Origin of the sequence: Aristaeella hokkaidonensis, assembly GCF_018128945.1 — a bacterium.
GTDB lineage: Bacteria > Bacillota > Clostridia > Christensenellales > Aristaeellaceae > Aristaeella > Aristaeella hokkaidonensis.
The window spans coordinates 1,574,037-1,595,050 of sequence record NZ_CP068393.1 but is presented as its reverse complement, the minus strand read 5'-3'; the positions used below and the strand labels follow the sequence as shown (position 1 = coordinate 1,595,050).

At 52.5% G+C, this 21,014-nt stretch carries 20 protein-coding genes; 19 read left to right on the top strand and 1 reads right to left on the bottom strand.

The genetic code is table 11. The features are described from left to right. The first annotated feature begins 2 nt into the window (after positions 1–2). The 16 genes from JYE49_RS07285 (at position 3) to JYE49_RS07210 (ending at position 17,476) form a co-directional block, all read left to right on the top strand. Positions 3–1,049, top strand: coding sequence for an SGNH/GDSL hydrolase family protein (locus JYE49_RS07285; RefSeq protein WP_179217418.1), 1,047 nt, complete (start codon positions 3–5; stop codon positions 1,047–1,049). After that, complete coding sequence (locus JYE49_RS07280) at positions 1,046–1,705, top strand: HAD family hydrolase (RefSeq protein ID WP_304583318.1); 660 nt, start codon at positions 1,046–1,048, stop codon at positions 1,703–1,705. The genes JYE49_RS07285 and JYE49_RS07280 overlap by 4 nt, the downstream gene beginning before the upstream one ends. Before the next feature lie 257 nt (positions 1,706–1,962). Continuing rightward, entirely contained in the window at positions 1,963–3,081 is a 1,119-nt protein-coding gene (locus JYE49_RS07275; RefSeq protein ID WP_093958164.1) for a sugar ABC transporter substrate-binding protein, read from the top strand. Between the two features lie 155 nt (positions 3,082–3,236). Next, complete coding sequence (locus JYE49_RS07270) at positions 3,237–4,187, top strand: ABC transporter permease (protein ID WP_179217417.1); 951 nt, start codon at positions 3,237–3,239, stop codon at positions 4,185–4,187. An 11-nt stretch (positions 4,188–4,198) separates the two neighbouring features. Further along, complete coding sequence (locus JYE49_RS07265; RefSeq protein WP_093958163.1) at positions 4,199–5,698, top strand: sugar ABC transporter ATP-binding protein; 1,500 nt, start codon at positions 4,199–4,201, stop codon at positions 5,696–5,698. A gap of 14 nt (positions 5,699–5,712) precedes the next feature. Then, positions 5,713–6,684 carry an ABC transporter permease gene (locus tag JYE49_RS07260; protein WP_093958162.1) on the top strand — a complete coding sequence of 324 codons (972 nt, stop codon included), beginning with the start codon at positions 5,713–5,715 and terminating at the stop codon, positions 6,682–6,684. A gap of 263 nt (positions 6,685–6,947) precedes the next feature. Then, positions 6,948–7,961, top strand: coding sequence for a galactose ABC transporter substrate-binding protein (locus JYE49_RS07255; protein WP_093958161.1), 1,014 nt, complete (start codon positions 6,948–6,950; stop codon positions 7,959–7,961). Positions 7,962–8,147: 186 nt separating this feature from the next. Continuing rightward, complete coding sequence (locus JYE49_RS07250; RefSeq protein WP_093958160.1) at positions 8,148–9,659, top strand: sugar ABC transporter ATP-binding protein; 1,512 nt, start codon at positions 8,148–8,150, stop codon at positions 9,657–9,659. A 17-nt stretch (positions 9,660–9,676) separates the two neighbouring features. Next, entirely contained in the window at positions 9,677–10,696 is a 1,020-nt protein-coding gene (locus tag JYE49_RS07245) for an ABC transporter permease subunit (protein ID WP_093958159.1), read from the top strand. Between the two features lie 3 nt (positions 10,697–10,699). After that, positions 10,700–10,948 carry a hypothetical protein gene (locus tag JYE49_RS07240; protein WP_093958158.1) on the top strand — a complete coding sequence of 83 codons (249 nt, stop codon included), beginning with the start codon at positions 10,700–10,702 and terminating at the stop codon, positions 10,946–10,948. A gap of 124 nt (positions 10,949–11,072) precedes the next feature. Further along, positions 11,073–11,399: a hypothetical protein gene (locus tag JYE49_RS07235; RefSeq protein ID WP_143754539.1), complete on the top strand. Its 327-nt coding sequence runs from the start codon at positions 11,073–11,075 to the stop codon at positions 11,397–11,399. A gap of 168 nt (positions 11,400–11,567) precedes the next feature. Beyond that, a complete protein-coding gene (locus JYE49_RS07230) occupies positions 11,568–12,617 on the top strand; it encodes a substrate-binding domain-containing protein (protein WP_093958156.1) in 1,050 nt (349 codons plus the stop codon). A gap of 102 nt (positions 12,618–12,719) precedes the next feature. Beyond that, positions 12,720–14,264: a multiple monosaccharide ABC transporter ATP-binding protein gene (gene mmsA, locus JYE49_RS07225; protein ID WP_093958155.1), complete on the top strand. Its 1,545-nt coding sequence runs from the start codon at positions 12,720–12,722 to the stop codon at positions 14,262–14,264. 2 nt (positions 14,265–14,266) lie between these two features. Further along, positions 14,267–15,454, top strand: a complete 1,188-nt coding sequence (locus tag JYE49_RS07220; RefSeq protein WP_283399449.1) for an ABC transporter permease subunit — start codon at positions 14,267–14,269, stop codon at positions 15,452–15,454. Between the two features lie 21 nt (positions 15,455–15,475). Continuing rightward, positions 15,476–16,675, top strand: a complete 1,200-nt coding sequence (locus JYE49_RS07215; RefSeq protein ID WP_283399448.1) for an ABC transporter permease subunit — start codon at positions 15,476–15,478, stop codon at positions 16,673–16,675. A gap of 108 nt (positions 16,676–16,783) precedes the next feature. Then, on the top strand, positions 16,784–17,476 hold the full coding sequence (locus JYE49_RS07210; RefSeq protein ID WP_093958154.1) for a zinc-ribbon domain-containing protein: 693 nt from the start codon (positions 16,784–16,786) through the stop codon (positions 17,474–17,476). A gap of 74 nt (positions 17,477–17,550) precedes the next feature. Here JYE49_RS07210 and miaA read toward each other — a convergent pair whose 3' ends face one another. Continuing rightward, positions 17,551–18,444 carry a tRNA (adenosine(37)-N6)-dimethylallyltransferase MiaA gene (gene miaA / locus JYE49_RS07205; protein WP_093958153.1) on the bottom strand — a complete coding sequence of 298 codons (894 nt, stop codon included), beginning with the start codon at positions 18,442–18,444 and terminating at the stop codon, positions 17,551–17,553. Between the two features lie 225 nt (positions 18,445–18,669). Here miaA and hbs point away from each other — a divergent pair, with 225 nt between their 5' ends. The 3 genes from hbs to JYE49_RS07190 all read left to right on the top strand — a co-directional run bounded on the left by hbs (position 18,670) and on the right by JYE49_RS07190 (position 21,012). Further along, positions 18,670–18,945 (top strand): non-specific DNA-binding protein Hbs, encoded by a 276-nt coding sequence (gene hbs / locus JYE49_RS07200; RefSeq protein WP_084096813.1) that lies wholly within the window; start codon positions 18,670–18,672, stop codon positions 18,943–18,945. Between the two features lie 138 nt (positions 18,946–19,083). Then, positions 19,084–19,908: a transglutaminase-like domain-containing protein gene (locus tag JYE49_RS07195; RefSeq protein WP_093958152.1), complete on the top strand. Its 825-nt coding sequence runs from the start codon at positions 19,084–19,086 to the stop codon at positions 19,906–19,908. A gap of 39 nt (positions 19,909–19,947) precedes the next feature. After that, on the top strand, positions 19,948–21,012 hold the full coding sequence (locus JYE49_RS07190) for a type II secretion system F family protein (RefSeq protein WP_093958151.1): 1,065 nt from the start codon (positions 19,948–19,950) through the stop codon (positions 21,010–21,012). Positions 21,013–21,014 lie beyond the last annotated feature (2 nt).

Sequence of the window (21,014 nt, the reverse complement as noted above, 5' to 3'; positions counted from 1 at the left end):
AAATGCAGATAAAGACATTGGGGCATATTGTGGATGACGGGGAAGGGCTGTGGATGATTTCATCCGCGGCGGAAATTGGATTCCGGGTAACGGGCGCCACGAAGGTGAAGCTGGAACTGCTGGCAGATGATACGGTGCTGGATCCGGAAAAGGAGCCTTATCTGCCACGGTTTGCGATCCGGCTGGACGGGAAGAAGGTTGTTGACGCCCGGCTGACTGCCAAGGAAGAAACTGTGACGGTTTTTGACGGAGCAGAGGCGCGGGACGCAGAGATCCGGCTGATCAAGCTGAATGAAAGCACCTCGAACCTGATGGCGCTGAGAAAGATCGATACGGACGGAAAGATCAGCCCACTTCCGGAAAAACCGATGAAGATCGAATTTATCGGGGATTCCATCACCTGCGGATACGGCGTGGAAGGGAAGAGTGAAGCGGAAACATTCACCACGGCAACGGAAAACGCGGAGAAATCCTATGCTTATCTGACGGCAGAGGAGCTGAACGCGGATGCTGTGATGACCTGCTTTTCCGGTCATGGCCTCATCTCCGGATATACGGACAATCCGGCGGTACGCAATGAAGCAGACCTGGTGCAGCCGTTTTATGAGAAGGAAGGGCGAAACGACTTCCGGCTGGCTTCAGGAAAGAGAGCGGAAGAAATTGAACGGGATTTCAGCGCCTTTCAGCCGGACTGGATTGTGCTTAACCTGGGGACCAACGACCTGAGCTGGTGCGGAACAAGCCCGGAGCGGGGGCTTCTGTTTGCGGAACAGTATGCGGCCTTCCTGAAGACTGTGCGGAAACATAATCCCAAGGCAGAAATCCTCTGTATTCTCGGCGTGATGGGAACGGGACTGAATCCCATGGTGCAACAGGCGGTGAATCACTACAGCAGGGAAACAGGGGACCGGAGCATCCATGTGCTCATGCTGGAAGAGCAGAATGCCGCCAGGGACGGATACGGAGCAGATTATCACCCCAATGAAATAACCCAGCGGCTGCTGGCCGGGAAAGTGACGGACGCGATCAGACAATGGACAAGACAATGAAACTGAGATATCCCTGCCTGGTACTGGATCATGATGATACCACGGTGAACTCCACCGCGACGGTTCATTATCCCTGCTTTGTCGAGTACATGGAAAAATACTTTCCGAATGTCCACCTGACGCTGGAGGAATACTTCCGGTACAACTTTGACCCGGGCGTGATCGAGCTGTTCACAAACATCTGCGGGATGACCTGGGAGCAGATGATGGATGAGGAAGAATACTGGAAGGAATATGTGAAGCATCATATTCCCAAAGCCTATCCGGGAATCCGGGAGATCCTGCTGGAGCAGAAGAGAAGGGGCGGGAAGATCTGCGTAGTGAGCCATTCCTTCGCAGACTATATCAGGCGGGATTACCGGGAAAACAACCTGCCGGAACCGGATCTGATCTTCGGTTGGGAATGCCCGCCGGAACAGCGTAAACCGTCCGTTTATCCGCTGGAACAGATCATGAAAAATTACGGATTGAAACCGGAAGAGCTACTAGTTGTGGACGACCTGAAGCCGGGCTATGATATGGCCAAGGCGGCCGGCGTTCCCTTTGCCGCGGCAGGATGGTCCAACGACATTCCACAGATTGAATCCTTCATGAAAACAAACTGCGGTCTTTATTTCAAAACGGTGGACGAATTGCATAAATTCCTGTTTGACTGATCCCTCAGGAAATGGGTATATGCTTTTTATACCAGGTATAAGCTTTTTATACCTGGTATATGTTTTTTCTACCCGGAGCGTCGAATGAAAACAAACCAAACCAATAATATTCAACTTGCGGTTCGTTGAACCGCATTTTTGCGTCTGTTATAATTTTACTAAATCAAACGGATGGATCAAATTCATACAGAGCGCCTTCAGTGGAGATGATCTATCTTCGTTTAACAGTATCATAAACTTTAAGGAGGACAAGTATTATGAAAAAGATCATTGCTCTCGTACTCGCACTGTCAATGGTGCTCGGCCTTGTCGGCACCGTTCATGCGGAAGACAAAATCAAGATCGGTATCTCGATCTGGAGTTCCACCGACACGCTGGGCAGCGAAGTCAAACGTCTGATCGACGCGGCTGCCGATGCTCTGGGCGTTGAAACCCAGTGGGTTGACCAGGCTCACATCTCCGAGCAGGTGACCGCTTCCGCCGAAACCCTGGCGATGGCCGACTGCGACGGTATGATTATCTGCAACTCCTCTTCTTCTGAGATGGGTTCCGTCATCAAGACCTGCAATGACAACGAAATGTATGTCGCGCAGTTCTTCCGCGTAATCGATCCGGCCGCCTATCCTGATGAAGATGCTGCGGCGAAGGCCTCCAAGTACTATGTAGGCGCTGTGCATGAATCCGAGTTCGACAACGGCAAGCAGCTGGTGACCATCCTGGCCAACAAGGGCTGCCGGAAGATCGGCCTGGAAGGCTGGGAACCCGGTGACGCTACTTTCCAGGGACGCTGGGAAGGCTACAAGGCCGGCGTTGAAGAGTGGAATGCCGCTCACGCTGACGACACGATTGAACTGCTCGAGCCGCAGTACGGCCGTACCACCACTGATACCGGCCGTCAGACCGCTGAAGCTATCATCGACGCCAATCCCGACATCGACGCTCTGATCGTTGCCGGCGGCGGCGGAGACACCCTGCTGGGCGCTATCGCCGGTATCGAAGCCAAGGGCCTGACCGGCAAGATCGCTGTGGTTTCCACCGACTTCCTGCCTGACCTGGACGCCAAGCTCGAGAGCGGCGCGATGGCTGCTGAATCCGGCGGACACTATGCCGACCCCTTCTTCGCCTTCCTGATGGTTTACAATGCCATTAAGGGCAACTATCCCACCACCGAAGACGGCTACTATGAGATGATCTTCCCCTACATGTTCGTTGACTCTCCGGAAAGCTACGCTGCTTATGCGCAGTACTTCACCGGCAGCGAACTGCCCTACACCGCTGACGAAATCAAGGCCCTGGCCGAAATGTCCTACGACGATCTGGCCGCTGCCTGCGCCGCGCTGTCTGTTGAAGACGTTGTGGCCCGTCACGCGAAATAATCCGGTATAAAATCCGGGCGGTCACCAGGCGCGGTGACCGTCCCGGTTTTTCTCGTAATTCATTTCATGCTATACTATACAGAGACCGATAAAAACTTCACAGGTTCAGATTATCAGGCCGGCTGAACAAGCCGGAGCCAAAGGGAGCGAAGTACATGCCCACCAAACTGCAGAAGCTGAAGGGAACAAAAGCGTACGGCGTCATGATGCTGGCGGCGATGGTTTTGTTTTTCTACGCCGTATTCAAGATCCTGACACCGGACAATTTCGGTTCCCCTGCCAACCTTTATTCCTATCTGCAATCGTCCATCATCTATTCAGTCGGCGGCTGCGGCCTGTATTTCATTGTGGTCATGGGTCTGTTTGACTTTGCAGTCGGTTCCAATATCGTACTGTCTTCCATTGTGGGCGTAATCCTGTCACAGCACTTCGGCTATATCGGCTTTGTGGTCGGATGCCTGGGCTGCGGTACGCTGATCGGCTTGCTGATCGGAACACTGTACAACCAGCTGAATGTGCCTTCCATGATTGTTACGGTCGGCCTGATGCTCATCTTTGAGTGCGTGGCTGTCATCGTGGCCGGCGGCGTAAAACAGACGCTGGCACCGGAACTGCGCTTCTTCAGCGGCGCGCCCGGAAACATTATCCTGGCCGGACTTGCCTTCGGGCTGATGTATTTCATCCTGAACTATACCAAGATCGGTACCTACTGCAACGCGATCGGCTCCAATGAGTTTACCGCGAAGAACATGGGTATCAGCGTGAAGAAGTACAAGCTGATCGGCTTTATGCTGCTTCACTTCTTCGTCGGGATCATGGCTATCCTGACAGTCTCCTACGGCACGACCATGACGGCACTGACCGGCATGAGCACCATGAGCCGTAACTTCCAGCCGCTGATGGGAACTTTCTTCGGCGTTGCGTTCAAAAAATACGGCATGCCGATTACCGCCATTGTGGTGGGTGAGTTCATCATCTCCATGATTTTCAGCGGCTTTGTTGCGCTGGGCGCACCGACCACCATCCAGAATGTGGTCACAGGCGCGGCGCTTCTGATTATCGTTGCCCTGACTGCCCGCGGCAGTAAAGGCAGCGTCGTAAAGTGAGGGCAGTGCGTATGGATAACAGGACAGTTCTCGTTGCCGAGCACATTGACAAGCGCTTCGGTATTACGCATGCCGTGAATGACGTATCCCTGACAGTGTCCGCAGGTGAGATCCGGGGCCTGATCGGGGAGAACGGATCCGGCAAGAGCACCTTCTGCCAGATGCTGTGCGGGATCTATTCCATCGGCGGAGGAACCTTCACGCTGGACGGGGAGGAATTGAGTATCCGCAATCAGGTGGATGCAAACAACGCAGGAATCGCGATCATCGTTCAGGAAATGGGCACGCTGTCCGGCCTGACGGTGGCAGAAAATATATATCTGGGGCATGAAGGACCCTTCATGCACAAGGGAATCAAGGATACCCGCGCCATGAACCGGGAAGCGCAGAGATTGCTGGATGAATACGGCTTCGGACGGATCAAGGCGGGCGTGATGATCGACCACTATAACTTTGAAGACCGCAAGCTGGTGGAAATCGTCAAGGCGACCTATATGAAGCCCAAGATCCTGGTCATTGACGAGACAACAACGGCGCTGAGCCAGAACGGCCGTCTGGAACTGTATAAGATCATGGACGCCGTCCGGGCGGACGGCCGCACGGTGATCTTTATCAGCCATGACCTGGGTGAGGTGCTGGCCCATACGGATAAGGTATCCGTGCTGCGGGACGGCGAGTATATTGATACCGTGGTTTCCTCTGAAGTGACAGAGGATGACCTGAAGCGCCTGATGGTCGGCCGGGAAATCGGTTCCGCCTATTACCGGACAGACTTCGGCCAGCCGGTATCTGACGAGACCGTGCTTTCTGTGAGAAACGTGACGGTGAACGGTGAACTGGAAGACGTATCCTTTGACCTGCATAAGGGTGAAATCCTGGGCTTCGGCGGCCTGTCCGAGTGCGGCATGCATGAAATCGGCAAGGCGGTTTTCGGAGCTTCCTGGAACCGGGAGGGTACGGTGACCCTGGCGGACGGAACGGAAATCAACGATATTCCCACAGCCATTAAAAAGTCCATTGCCTATGCATCCAAGGACCGGGATAACGAATCCATTATCCTGAATGAATCCATCCGCAACAATGTAGTCCTGCCTTCCCTGGAGGACCTGTCCAACCACGGCCTGCTGAATGGACGGAAAATGACGCGCTTCGCGAATGAACAGGCGAAGAACATGCAGACCAAAATGCAGAATGTAAACCAGTTTGTTTCCGATCTGTCCGGTGGAAACAAGCAGAAGGTGGTTCTGGCCCGCTGGTTGGGCAAGGGCAGCCAGATCCTGGTGCTGGATTCCCCGACCCGCGGTATTGACGTGAAAGTGAAGCAGGCAATATACGCACTGATGGCGGAACTGAAGGAACAGGGAAGATCCATCATCATGATCAGCGAAGAGATTCCGGAACTGCTGGGCATGTCGGACCGGATCCTCGTCATGAAGGACGGCAGGATTAACGGTGAATTCCAGCGCGATCCGGATCTGAATGAAGAAACGCTGATTGCGAAGATGGTGTAAAGGGGGCGGGAAGAATGGAAAAGAAAAACGTGGAAAAGAATGAACAATCCAAACTTCGCGCTTTCCTGACAGGCGATCGCCTGAAAGCGCTGCTGCCGCTGATCGGCTTTGTGGTGATCCTGCTGGTCATGCACATTATGACAAACGGCAAGATCCTGACACCGAAGAAGATGCGGCTGCTGCTGTCACAGATTTATTACCCGACAATCGTGGCAACCGGTGTGTTCTTTATCATGACACTGGGTTCCATCGACTTTACGGAAGGATCCACGCTGGGTGTGGCTTCCATTGTGGTCAGCGCACTGTCCTTCTACAGCATTCCGCTGGCGATTGTCGGCGGTATCCTGACCGGTGCGCTTATCGGCGCAGTGAACGGATTCTTCCATGTGAAGTTCAGGTTGCCGAGTTTCATCGTTACCATCTGTACAATGTACCTGTTCCGCGGAGTCTGCGCGTATTTCACGACAGAGACCGCTGTGCCTGCAAGCAATGCCATCAAGGCGCTGGATCAGGACTGGCTGAAGATTACCATTACCCTGGCGGTGCTGGTGATTGCCTTCTTCCTGTTCAAGTTTACCCGGATCGGCAACGACGTGAAGGCTGTCGGCTCCGGTGAGACCGCGGCCCGGTTCTCCGGCGTCCGGACCGCCCGGGTGAAGTTCCTTGCCTTCGTCAGCGCAGGTGCGCTGACCGGCCTGGCTGCCTTCGTCAACGTAATCAAGGTCGGTTCCATTACCGCTACAGCCGGCAACCAGCTGGAAACACAGATCCTGATTTCCCTGGTTCTGGGCGGACTGCCGATCACGGGCGGCGCCAAGGTGCGTTTCTCCAACATCGTGATTGGTACGCTGATGTATGCGGTTCTAAACAGCGGCCTGTCCATTCTCGGTTATGAACCGCAGGTGCAGCAGATGATCAAGGGTATCGTGTTCCTGGTCTTCGTTGCACTGACCATTGACCGTAAAGCACTGAAGGTCATTAAGTAAGCGTATAAGCAGGGTATCCTCATATTCTCTCTCCTTTTGGCTTCCTTCCGACAGGGAAGGAAGCCTTTTTGTATGTACAACATCGAGACTTTATCACATAAAACGAAACGTTACGTTTTTATTCGGTAAAAGTTCGAATTCATTCGTACTTGTCCAAATCGGTAGAATTGCCACCAGATGTATGCTACAATGCGTACCGGTTGAACGAGGTTTCAATGCGGTGGATCCGCATGAAAAAATAATATTTTTAAGGAGACGGTAACATGAAGAAGACCCTTGCTATCCTGTTGGCTGCTATCCTGGTGCTGAGCTGCTTCAGCTTCGCGACCGCGGAAGCCAAGACCTACAAAGTCGGCGTATCCATCTATCAGTACACTGACAACTTTATGACCCTGTACCGGAACGAGATTGAAGCTTACTTCAAGACCCTTGAGACCGAAGACGTGAAGTATGAAATCACCATGGCCGACGGCAAGAACGACATGGCTGAGCAGACCAACCAGGTCCGCAACTTCATCACCCAGGGCATGGATGTGATCATCCTGAACCTGGTGCAGACCTCTTCCGCTGACGCTGTGATCGACGAGATCGTGGCAGCTGGCATCCCGCTGGTGCTGATCAACCGTGAGCCCCTGGCTTATGACGCTGACGGCAACACCCTGGATGAGAAGTATGAAGGCATCCTGAACAATGCCCAGGTTTGCTACGTCGGTGCTGACGCCCGTCAGTCCGGTACCTTCCAGGGCCAGATGGTTGCTGATCTGGAGAACCACGGCGACATCAACGGCGATGGAAAGATCTCCTACATCATGATCGAAGGCGATCCGGAAAACATCGATGCCCAGTATCGCACCACCTTCTCCATCAAAGCACTGACCGACGCCGGATACGAAGTTGAATGCCTGGATGACCAGGTGGGCAACTGGGATCAGACCAAGGGCCAGGAACTGTGCGCGAACGCCCTGAGCAAGTATGGCGACAAGATCGAAGTTGTGTTCTGCAACAACGACGGTATGGCGCTGGGCGCTGAAACCGCCATCGAAGCTGCCGGCCGTAAGGTTGGCGAAGACATCTACCTGCTGGGTGTTGACGCTCTGCCCGAAGCAATCGACCTGATCAAGGAAGGCAACATGACCGGTACCGTGCTGAACGACCATATCGGCCAGAGCCATGCCGCGGTTGACGTTGCTGTGAAACTGCTGAACGGCGAAGCGATCGATAACTACTACTGGGTTGACTATGTCATGGTCAACAAGGCCTACGTGGACGCCCAGTAATCATCCGCTGATACAGATCAGATTGTGATTTGATTTGGAGGTGGGTGAGCCGGCTCTTGGCTCACCCACCTTTTCGGAGTATAATAAGATATAATACAAAAAAAGAAGCGCTTTTTGCCCCGTGCCTTTTCGGGGACACGGCGCAAAGGGTACTGAAGAAACCAATACGAGAGGAGGCATGCCCTCATGTCCGAATACGTACTGGAAATGACGGGCGTCAGCAAGTCTTTCCCGGGCGTTAAAGCGCTGGACAATGTACAACTGAAGCTTCGGCCAGGCAAAGTACATGCCCTGATGGGGGAAAACGGCGCCGGCAAATCCACCCTGATGAAGTGTATGTTCGGCATATACAAAATGGATGAGGGTCAGATTCTGATGGACGGGCAACCGGTGACCATCGATGACCCGATGGATGCCCTGAACAAAGGAATTGCCATGGTGCACCAGGAACTGCAGCCCATACCGGCAAGGACGGTTGGCGAGAATATTTTCCTGGGACGTTATCCCATGAAAAAGGCGCTGGGCTTTATTCCGATGGTGGATCATGCGAAGATGTATGCGGATACCGCGGATCTGCTGAAGAAGGTCCGGATGAACTTTGACCCGAAACAGAAGGTCGGGGAACTCAGCGTTTCTCAAATGCAGTCTGTGGAAATCGCGAAGGCGGTATCAGCGAACTGCCGGGTGCTGATCCTGGACGAGCCGACTTCCTCCCTGACGGCAAACGAAGTGGAGGCCCTGTTCCGGATCATCGAGGACCTGAAGGCTGAAGGCGTTGCGGTTGTTTATATCTCCCATAAAATGGACGAGATCCTGCGGATCGGCGACGAAGTCACCATCATGCGGGACGGCAGGTATATCGGAACCTGGGAAGCAGACGAACTGACCACGGATAAAATCATCACCCTGATGGTGGGACGGGAACTGACCAATCTGTATCCCAAACGGGAGAATGTTCCGGGCGAAGTGGTCTTTGAAGTGAAGGATTTCACCTCTATTAATCCCAGGTCCTTCCGGAATGTCAGTTTCCAGCTTCGCAGGGGAGAAATCCTCGGCGTCGGCGGCCTGGTGGGCGCACAGCGGACGGAACTGATGGAAGGACTGTTCGGTATCCGGTCCCATACCACGGGGCAGATTTTCTACAAGGGGCAGGAGATTACAATCACACGCCCGAAAGACGCCATCGACCAGGGAATCGCCATGCTGACGGAAGACCGGCGCGGAAGCGGAATCATGGGCGTGCTGAGCGTGGCGGACAATATCTCCATTTCTTCGTTGAACAAGTACCTGGATCACGGATACTTCATCAACGGCAAAAAGGTGGAGCAGCTGGTACAGGACAACGTGAAGAAAATGAATATCAAAACCCCGTCCTCCAAAACGCTGATCAAATCCCTGTCCGGCGGAAACCAGCAGAAGGTACTGGTGGGACGTTGGCTTGCGAATAACCCTGATGTGCTGATCCTGGATGAGCCGACCCGCGGTATTGACGTCGGAGCGAAATATGAAATCTACTGCATTATTGCGGACCTGGCCAAAGAAGGAAAGAGCATCATCATGATCTCCTCGGAAATGAGCGAGCTGATCGGTATGTCCGACCGGATTATGGTAATGTGCGACGGCAGGGTCACCGGTTTTGTGGAGGGCAGTGAAGCCACCCAGGAAAACATCATGACCTATGCGACACAGTTTGAATGACGAAGGAGGCAATAAAGATGGAAACGACTAAAACACAGGAAAGCTTCGCAAATAAGCTGATAAAGGTCATTACCCGGAATCCTATCGTCTTCCTGCTGCTGATCGCGGCAATCGTCGTAGGCTGCCTGGTGGAAAACTTTTTCTCCTGGGCAAACCTGACGAACCTGCTGAGCAATACAGCCATCCGGTTCCTGATTGCACTGGGTGTTTCCGGCTGCCTGATTACAAAGGGCACGGACCTGTCCGCCGGACGCCAGGTCGGTTTCGCGGCTGTTGTGGCAGGCATTATGTGCCAGCGGGGAGATTATAACGGAAGATTGTGGAAATTCCTCCCTGAAATGAACATCGGTCTGGTATTTGTGATTGTCGTGCTGGGAGGTCTGATCTGGGGCCTGATTAACGGCCTGGTTGTATCAAAGCTGCATGTGCCGCCGTTCATCGCAACGCTGGGCACCCAGACGATTATTTACGGCATTTCCCTGGTGATCTCCGACGCACAGCCGATCGGTGGATTCCAGAAGATCTACACCACCCTGATCAACGGCCGCATCGGCAATGTGAGGGGATTCCACCTGCCTTACCTGCTGTTCGTGGCCGCGGTTTTCGGTCTCGTGTTCTGGTTCATCTATAATAAAATGCGTTTCGGCAAGTACATGTATGCCATTGGCGGTAATGATATCGCTGCTGAGGTTTCCGGTGTGAATACCACAAAGACGCTGATCCGGATTTACACAACAGCCGGTATTATGTACGCCGTTGCCGGCTACCTGCTTGCTGCAAAGTCTGGCGGAGCCTCTGCTTCCATGGGCCAGGGCTATGAACTGGAAGCCATCGCGGGATGTACGATCGGCGGTGTTTCCACCACAGGCGGTATCGGTACGGTGCCCGGTATCCTGATCGGTGTGCTGGTGTTTGAACTGCTGAAGATCATCCTGCAGTTCCTCGGCGTCAACCCGTATTACAACTATGTGGTGCAGGGCCTGGTTATCGTCCTGGCTGTTGCACTGGACATCCGCAAGTATATTGCGAAGAAGTAAGCTATGGATTCAAAAGAAAGAGAACCTGAACAGAACGAAAAGACGCTGGAAGAGCGGGAAAAAAAGCTTGAGAAACAGGAAAAGGAGCTGGGCTTCTTTTCCCAGGCAGTCAAGGACAAGAAGGAATCCCTGTATGATCGCGTCAACGTCAGCGTAAAGACGATGGACAAGGTTATCGGCGTAATCAGTCTTTTGCTGATCATCGTGGCGATCCTGATTGTCCTGGAAGCCACCGGAGTGTTTAAACTGTAAACTGCATTATGCGGTTACGGCACAGAAGTTGTTATACAGGCGGTTCTTACCCGGAAGGGAAGAACCGCTTTCTGTTGCAGACAGATCAGAGGGCTGGCTTGCATTTGAATGAAATGCATGTAAAATGGTACAAAAGAAGAAAAAACAGGATGGGATGTGTTCACTTATGAATAACAATACGGGCAGATCTTCAATAATGGCTGTCGCCGGCGGTTATATTCTTTACCTGGCCTACGAGCTTCTGAAAAACCTGATCGATAATGTTCCGACGACCATGCCGCGTGCGGTACAGATTCTGGCTATCGTTTTCTTTGCCGGAGCCGGAGCAGCGCTGCTGGTTTTAGCATGGAAAACCTGGAAAAAAGGAAGGGAAGATCAGGACCAGAATCCTGTAGACCTTGAGACACAAGAGACGGAAGCAAAAAGTGAGGAACAGGGTCCCAAATCGTGAAAACGTTTGCCTCCAAAAGCAAGGAAATACATAATTGTTTTCTTTCGGTATCGTTTCCAATTTTTTTGAAAAAGCCTTTACAAACGATATCTGAAAGTGTAAAATATGGTCAGTTCATTTCCGGATGAACAATCCGGGAAAAAAATTAAAAAGGAGTGTACCCATACTATGAAGAAGATTCTTGCTCTGGTACTCGCTCTGGCGCTGGTTCTGTCCTGTGCCTCCGCTCTGGCCGCCAAAGTTGGCGTGTCCATGCCCACCAAAGACCTGCAGCGCTGGAATCAGGACGGCGAATACATGGAAAAGCTGCTGACCGAAGCTGGCTTCGAAGCTGAACTCCAGTACGCCTCCAACGACGTTCCCACCCAGCTGAACCAGGTTGAAACCATGATCGACGACGGTTGCGAAGTTATCGTTATCGCCGCTATCGAAGGTTCCTCCCTCGGCGCCGCTCTGGACAAGGCCGCTGAAAAGGGCGTCAAGGTTATCGCTTATGACCGTCTGCTGATGGACAACGCGAACGTTGACTACTATGCCACCTTCGACAACTTCAAGGTTGGCGTCGTGCAGGGCGAATTTGTTGAAAAGGCTCTGGACCTCGCGAATGCTGCTGGCCCCTTCACCTTCGAATTCACCGCCGGCGACCCCGGTGACAACAATGCGGGCTTCTTCTTCAACGGCGCTATGTCCGTCCTGAAGAAGTACATCGACGAAGGCAAGATCGTTGTGACCTCCGGACAGACCGAGTTCGCTGACGTTGCTACCCCCACCTGGAAGACCGACGTTGCTCAGAAGCGCGCTGAAGATATCCTGACCGCCAACTATGCTGACGGCAAGAAGATCGACGCTTGGGTCTGCTCCAACGACTCCACCGCTCTGGGCGTGACCAACGCTCTGGAAGACAACTACGATGTTGATACCCTGGGCTGGCCGATCATCACCGGTCAGGACTGCGACATCGCCAACACCAAGAACATGATCGCCGGCAAGCAGAGCATGTCCGTGTTCAAAGACACCCGTACTCTGGCTGCTCAGGTTGTGAAGATGGTTGGTCAGATCCTGGCTGGCGAAACAGTTGACGTGAACGACGAAGAGACCTACAACAACAATGTGAAGGTTGTTCCTTCCTTCCTGTGCGATCCCGTGTTCGCGAACGCTGAAAACTACAAGACCATCCTGATCGATTCCGGCTACTACACCGAGGATCAGCTTCAGTAATGAATTCCCGGTAACCAATTAAGATGCAGGCGGGCCTGGCCCGCCTGCATCGTTTAAGGAAAACATTTATTTTCCATCCAAATGAAAGGCTGGAGGAGAACAATGGCAAAGATTTTGCTGGAAATGAGGAATATCACCAAGACATTCCCGGGCGTCAAGGCTCTTGACAACGTGAATTTCAAGGTTGAAGAAGGCGAGATCCACGCGCTGGTAGGGGAGAACGGCGCCGGAAAATCCACCCTGATGAACGTGCTGAGCGGTATTTATCCTTACGGCACCTATGAGGGAGATATCGTCTACGACGGAAATGTCTGCCAATTCCATAACATCAAAGATTCTGAGAAACTGGGCATCGTCATTATCCATCAGGAACTGGCGCTGGTTCCGGAAATGACGATTGGTGAGAATATGTATCTGGGCAATGAGCGCGGGCATAAACTTGCCATTGACTGGAATACCACTTATTCCGAAGCCGATAAATACCTGAAGATGGTGGGCCTTTCCGAAAGCTCCAAGGTTCAGGTCAAGAATATCGGTACCGGTAAGCAGCAGCTGGTTGAAATCGCCAAGGCATTGGCTAAAAAAGCGAGACTGCTGATCCTGGATGAGCCCACATCCTCTCTGAACGAAGAAGATTCCCGCGCGCTGCTGGACCTCATGCTTGAGTTCAAGAAGCAGGGGATGACCATGATTATCATCTCCCATAAACTCAATGAGGTCGCCTACGTAGCGGATACGATAACGGTGGTTCGCGACGGCGCGACCATCGAGACGATTGACAACCACGGAACCGAGCAGGTTTCCGAGGAAAGGATCATCAAGGGCATGGTCGGCCGCGAAATGACCAACCGCTTCCCGAAACGGGAAGGCGTCGCCATTGGAGACGTTCAGCTGGAGATCAACAACTGGACAGTTCACCATCCGCTGTATCCGGAACGCAAGGTTGTGGACGACGTTTCCATGTACGTCCGCAAGGGCGAGGTTGTCGGTATCTACGGCCTGATGGGCGCCGGACGGACGGAACTGGCCATGAGTATTTTCGGCCAGAGCTACGGAACCAATATCTCCGGCGAAATGAAGATCGACGGAAAGCCGGTCAAGATGAAGAAGAGCGAAGCAGATGCCATCAAGCATAAGATCGCTTATGTTACAGAAGACCGTAAAGGTAACGGCCTGGTGCTGAGCCAGTCCATTAAGGTTAATACTTCTCTTGCTCACCTGGACGCAATCTCCAGCCACACGGTGATCGACGGCGATAAGGAATATGCCGTTGCAGAAGAATACCGTGACAAGCTGAAGATCAAGACCCCCACAGTTGAACAGCTGGTGGGCAACCTCTCCGGCGGTAACCAGCAGAAGGTGCTGCTGGCCAAGTGGATGTTCGCCGAACCGGACATCATGCTGCTGGACGAGCCGACCCGCGGTATCGACGTCGGCGCGAAATACGAGATCTACTGCATCATCAATGACCTGGCAGCTGCCGGGAAGTCCGTGGTCATGATCTCTTCCGAGCTGCCGGAAGTGCTGGGTATGAGCGACCGGATCTATATCATGAACGAAGGTAAGTTTGTCGGCGAAATGAAAGCGGAGGAAGCAACCCAGGAAAGCATCATGGCTGTAATCCTCCAGTCGGGAAGGGGTGCATAACGATGAATGAAAACAAGATGAGCGTTGGCGCTTTTTTCCAGAAATACACCATGGTAATCGCACTGGTGGTTGTGGTGATCTTCTTCGCCATTGCTACGGGCGGCGGCTCCCTCAAGCCCGGCAGTATCAACAACCTGATCTCCCAGAACGGTTATGTGTTCGTACTGGCAGCCGGTATGCTGCTGTGTATCCTGACCGGTGGTAACATCGACCTGTCTGTTGGCTCTGTGGTCTGTTTTGCTGCGGCTGTCGGCTGTGTGCTGATGGACAACAAGGTGAACATGTGGATCGCTGTGATTGCTATGCTGGGCATCGGCCTTGCGATCGGTACTTTCCAGGGCTTCTGGATTGCTAAACTGCATGTGCCGGCATTCATTGCCACACTGTCAGGCATGTACGCATTCCGCGGACTGTCCAATGTGGTGCTGCAGGGATACCGGGTGGATATCACAAACAGTACTTTCCTGTTCCTCTTCGGCAGCGGCCGGACAAGCTATATTCCGGACTTTATCAAGCAGATGACGGGTTCGGAAAGCAGCCTGAACCTGACCTGTCTGATCTTTGGCATTGCGGCCACACTGATCTATATCCTGATGACTGTCAGGAAGATCCTGGTCCAGAAGAAACTGAACATCCATCAGTCCATCATTGGACAGAGCATTACGACCCTTCTTATCTCTGCCGTGATTCTTTTCCTGACCTGGCAGATGGCAAGCTACAGAGGCATTCCCATGGTGCTGATCTGGATTGCCCTGGTGCTTGGGATTTACCAGTACATTACGACCAAGACAGCTATGGGACGTCATCTCTACGCGGTCGGCGGCAATGAGAAAGCAACGGCTCTGTCCGGCGTGAAGACCCGGAATGTGTACTGGTTCGCTTATGCCAGCATCGGTCTGATGGCCGGTCTGGCCGGTATCCTGACTGCGGCCCGTGCCAAGGGCATTGACCCCACCTACGGTGAAGGCTATGAAATGGACGCTATAGCATCCTGCTTCATCGGCGGTGCTTCCGCATACGGCGGCGTCGGCAAGGTATCCGGTATGATTATCGGTGCTGTGCTGATGGGTGTTATCAACCAGGGCATGAATATGGTCGGCGTTGACTCCAACTACCAGAAGGTGGTTAAAGGACTTGTGCTACTGCTGGCGGTTGTCTTCGATGTACTGTCCAAGCGGCAGAAGCGGTAAGGAAAGGAGGATGGCAAGACAATGGAAGGAAAAGTTATCAATCAATCCAATATCAGAAAAGCTGACCCGGTTTCCATGCTGAAAAAGAATGCCATGCTCATCATCCTGATCCTGGTGTTTATTTTCTTCACAATTATGACGAACGGCCGGATGTTCAAACCGACCAGCTTCGCTTCCCTGATTAACCAGAACGCTTATGTATACATCCTCGGCTGCGGTATGCTGATGTGCATGCTGACCGGCGGTAACATCGATCTGAGCTGCGGCGCATTTGTCTGCCTGCTGGGTGCTATCGGCGGTATGATGATGGTCATCTGGGGATGGAGCACGGGCGTGTCCCTGGTGGCCATGCTGCTGGTCGGTATCATCTACGGATGCGGCCTGGGCGCCCTGATTGCTTATGTGCGTGTGCCTCCGTGGATTGCAACACTGGCCGGTTACCTGGCTTTCCGCGGCCTGGGTACTTCTATTCTCAGCGTATCCATCACGAATTCGATTTCCTTCAAAGATAAGCCGGATTTCCTGAACATTTTCTCCGGCGTGCTGTTCAAGACCTCTGAAGGTCAGCTGAATGTGCCGTGCATGGTTGTAGGCATCGTTGCCGCACTGCTGGTAGTGCTTCTGATCTTCAAAAACAGGCTGACTCGGCTGAAGAAGGGTTATGAAGTTGACACGATCGGCATGGATATCGTCAAGAGCGTGCTTGGTGCTGCTGTGATCCTGCTGGTCATGTTCAAACTGGCTTATGCCGGCGGTATCCCGACGGTTCTTCTGTGGGTTGCTGCGGTGGTTCTGTTCTACGCTTTCATTACGAGCAAGACTACGATCGGCCGTCACTTCTATGTGGTGGGCGGCAATATCGAAGCGGCTCGCCTGTCCGGTGTAAACACCAAGAAGATCATGTTCATCGCTTACCTGAACATGGCAATCCTGACAGCAATCTCCGCTATGACGGTTGTTTCCCGGTATACCGCGGCAAACGCTGACGCCGGAAAGAACTTCGAAATGGATGCCATCTCCGCCTGCGTTGTGGGCGGCGTATCTGCCAGCGGCGGAGCCGGATCCGTGCTGGGCATGGTGATCGGCGCTACCCTGATCGGTGTGATCAACCTGGGCATGTTCCAGATCAATCTGGACGCGAACTATCAGCGTGTGGTCAAGGGCTTCGTGCTGCTGGCTGCCGTGGTGTTTGACATCCTGTCCAAGAAAAAGCAGCGCTGATAAAAGTACTGTTTCAACGGAAGAGCAGAAGCTCTTCCGTTTTTTGTTGCTTTTTTCGTCGCGATGACATATGCTTGTTAAAGAACAAAGCCCTGCAGAGGTGAAAACATGAGTATGATTTGCAGACAATGCGGTAAAACCATTGAGAATGAAGAAGCAGCCTTCTGTCCGTACTGCGGAACAAAACTGGCAGCGGAAAAAGCTTCTGAGACCGTGAACGAGGAAGCGGAAAAGTGGATCCGCAAAGCACGGGCAATCAACAGTTATCCGGAAAAGAAGAAGATCCTGCTGAAAGGCCTGGAGGCATGTCCGGGAGACCGTGATATTGAGTGGGAACTGCTCTTTATCGGCGAGGAAGGTCCGAAAAAGGGCTGGGCGCTTGATTTTTCGATCATCAAATGCTGGGTGCTGGAATTATACCGCAAGCCGGGAGAATTCTCCGAAGAAAAGCGTAACAGCATGCGATCCCAGCTGTTTGAGGCACCGCAGCTGGTCAGCTGCCTGCAGAAGTTTGAGGATCCAAAGCAAAAGCAGCAGGAATACCTGCTGCGGCTTTGCCGCGAGTATACGGAAATCTTCCTGGAGGGTGACAGCCAGGTCATGGGAAAACTGTTTGGTTTTTCCCTGGAACGGAACAAGGAGAAACGGCTCGCCGTGCCGGCTGCACAGATGATTGAACGGATGAAGGTAGATGAGAAACTACTTCCGGAACAGAGGGAACAGCTTTGGAAAGCCATGTATCAGGCTTATGCGGTCAGGGCACAGGACAATACGCAGTACTTAGATGAGCAGCTGAGGTAATCAGCTGCTCATCCAATGAAAAATGAAGAATGGTAGAAAAAACTCCTGCGGTAATCGCAGGAGTTTTATTGATTTTATACGTTTTCAGAAAGGAACGCCTCGATCAAGTCGGATGCCTCGGCAACCGGGTCCGCTGACATGTCCAGCCAGTGAATCCGGGGATCGCGCCGGAACCAGGTCATCTGACGCTTAGCGAACTTTTTGATGGCGTTTCCCAGCTCTTCCTTCATCTGCTCATAACCGATTTTACCGGTCAGATACCAGGTCAGGTATTTGTATTCAAGCCCAAGCTTGACCATGAATTCCTCACTGACACCTTCATCCAGCAGGGCTTTGACTTCTTCCACCATGCCTTCCTGAAGCCTGCGTTCCAGACGTTCATCAATCCGCTGCTTCAGGATTTCACGGGGCCAGGTGACGCCGAGCTTCAAAAGCTTATAACGCGGATTTTTCCCGGCAGGACGGTCATCACCGGCTTCCAGTTTTTCCAGAGCGCGCATGACACGGTGACGGTTACGTGGATCTATATCGGTATCCGGGAGTTTCTGCTTCAGCATTTCATACAGTTCCGGCGTTTCAAAGGTCTCCAGATGCGCACGGAGACTGTGATCCGGCGCTTTGTCGCTGATTTCATATCCGTCTGCGACAGCGTCCACATACAGGCCTGTGCCGCCCACCAGGAAGGGGAGACGATCCCGGGAGAGAATATCGTCTATGGCCTCATAGGCCAGACGCTGGAAATCCGCCATGGAGAAGAATTCGCCGGGATTCCTGACGTCCAGCAGGTGATGTGGGACCCCCTCCATCTCTTCAGGGGTAATCTTGCCGGAACCGAGATCCAGACGACAGAAAACCTGCCTGGAGTCAGCAGATATGATTTCGCCTCCGAAACGGGCAGCCAGCTTCACGCCCAGAGAGCTTTTCCCGGAGGCGTTGGTCCCTTCAATAACGATCATTTTCGGAAGCATGTTTTTCACTCCTTTAATTACATAAAAAGCCCGGAAAAGATGATATCACAGGGGTTCCGGGCGCGCAAGGGTGCCTGAGAGGCGGATAAGGGCAAAAACATGGCATATTTTGTGTCTAAAACGCCCAGAATGGCACAAAATAAGGCGTTTCGGCAAAAAAAGACTTGACATAAGGACTGGAATGGTTATACTACAATTGAAAATTCTTTCAAGGAGGTCCCCATAATGAATAAGGGTGAACTGATTGCTGCTCTGGCAGCCAAGACTGAAATGACCAAGAAAGATTCTGAAGCCGCTCTGAACGCCGTTCTGGACGTGATCGCTGAGAGCATGGCTAAGGGTGAGAAAGTGCAGCTGATCGGATTTGGCACCTTCGAAGCCAAGAACCGTCCTGCCCGTGTTGCCCGCAATCCCCGCACCGGCGCTTCCGTGAAGATCGCTGCTTGCAAGGCTCCCGCTTTCAAGGCCGGCAAAGCTCTGAAGGACGCTGTGAACAAGTAATCCGGTTATCCGATCCCGCAGCCGTAAGGCTGCGGGATTTTTGTTTGTGCAGGCGTTTATATTTATTGCAAAAGGTATATAGTTGTGCTAAACTGACTATATTGGGTTTACATATGGTCAACAGGGGAGGAAATAGCTATGATCGCAAGAATGGGCAAGACGCGCTTCATTATTTGCGCAGCGCTGGTTCTTGTGGTTTGTGCGGCCGTGATTGTTGCCGCATGCGGGCTGAATCTTCCAGAAGCAACCGGACAAACCGTTAAGAAAGACGGCAAAATGACCATTGACTGTAGCAACATGTCTGAAGGATATATCATGGTCAAGGCAAAAAAGACCACCAAAAGGCTGAAACTGCAGATTGCTACATCAGGAGCAAAACTGAATTACGACCTGAACAGTGATGGAGAGTATGAGGTTTTCCCGCTGCAGTTTGGTAACGGAAAATATCAGATTTCTCTTTTTGAAAATGTGAGCGGGAAGAAGTATTCCAAAGAGGGCACTGTTAAGCTGAGCGTAAAAATGCCCGATGAGCTCAGTTGTTTCCTCTATCCGAATCAATATGTCTCCTACAATGAGAATACAGCTTGCGTTCAGCAGGCGGAGAAACTGTGTGAGGGCATGACAGATCAGACTGAGATTTACGGTACGATCTGCAAATATGTGCTCAAGAACTTTGTATATGACTACATCAAGAGCGTGACTGTCAAACCCGGACTGCTGCCCCAGATTGATGACTGCTGGAACAACAAGATGGGCATCTGCCAGGACCTGGCGGCAATGACATGCGCGATGCTGCGATCCCAGGGAGTTCCGGCCCGCCTGATGATTGGTACGGTCGGTTCCAATACCTATCATGCTTGGGTCGTGGCGGTGGTAAATGGCAAGAATGAATTCTTCGATCCTACCGCTGAAATGAATGCCAGCTCCAAGACGGATGCCTATACAACAGAAAGATATTATTAATCCGAATGGGTTAAAGCGATATATTTGGAGGATCATATCATGGCGACCGATATAAAGAAGAAAAAGAGAATTATGTCCTCGGAGGAACTTAGCAGCTTCTGCGATCAGATTGCCTTGATGCTCAGCTCCGGCATGACGCTCCGCGACGGTATTGAAATGCTGGCCGAGGACGAAATGAAAGGGAATGACAAGGTTCATCCTTATACCAATCTGTATAAAGTTGTAGACGAAACAGGTTCTCTTTATGTTGCTATGAAAGAGAACGAGGAAGAATGGCCTTCCTATATGATCGAAATGGTGGATATCGGTGAGCAGACCGGCCGCCTGGAAGACATTATGGTCAGCCTTTCCACCTACTATCAGAGAGAAGGACGTATCCGCTCTGCTGCTGTCAGCGCGATCACTTATCCGCTGGTGCTTGGCGTGATGCTTGTGATTATTATCGGTGTACTGCTCTGGCGTGTGCTGCCCATCTTCCGCAGGGTGCTTGCCTCCCTGGGCGTTGACGCTTCCGGAAGCGGTTCTGTGCTGATGAAGATCGGTTCCTGGGCCGGATGGATCGTTCTCGGACTGATTGCGCTGGTCGTGATCTGCACGATTGTGATTGTGATCCTGATGAGAACCAGGATGAAAGATAAGGTCATGCATTTCCTGAAGAATCTCTTCCCGCCGGTACGAAGACTGACGGAAAAGCTTTCAGCTTCCCGGGTGGCCGGTATTCTCGGACTGATGCTGCACAGCGGTTTCCCGATGGAAAATGCGCTGGAAATGGCCCCTGCCGCGCTGGCAGATCAGGAATCAATTAATAAAGTTAACTTCATCCGCGATGAAATGAAGAAAGATCAGACCTTCCAGGAGGCCCTGTCCAAGAGCGGACTGTTTGCTGATTTCCATAACCGTATGCTGAAGGTCGGCGCTGCGTCCGGACATGAGCCCCAGGTGATGGAGAAAATCGCTGAGATCTATGAAGAACAGGTGGAAGACGGCCTGGATCATCTGATCTCCATTGTGGAACCGACGCTGGTTGCGCTGCTGTCCATTGTGATCGGCGCGATCCTGCTGAGCGTCATGCTGCCGATGGCAGGCGTATTGGGCTCAATGTAAGC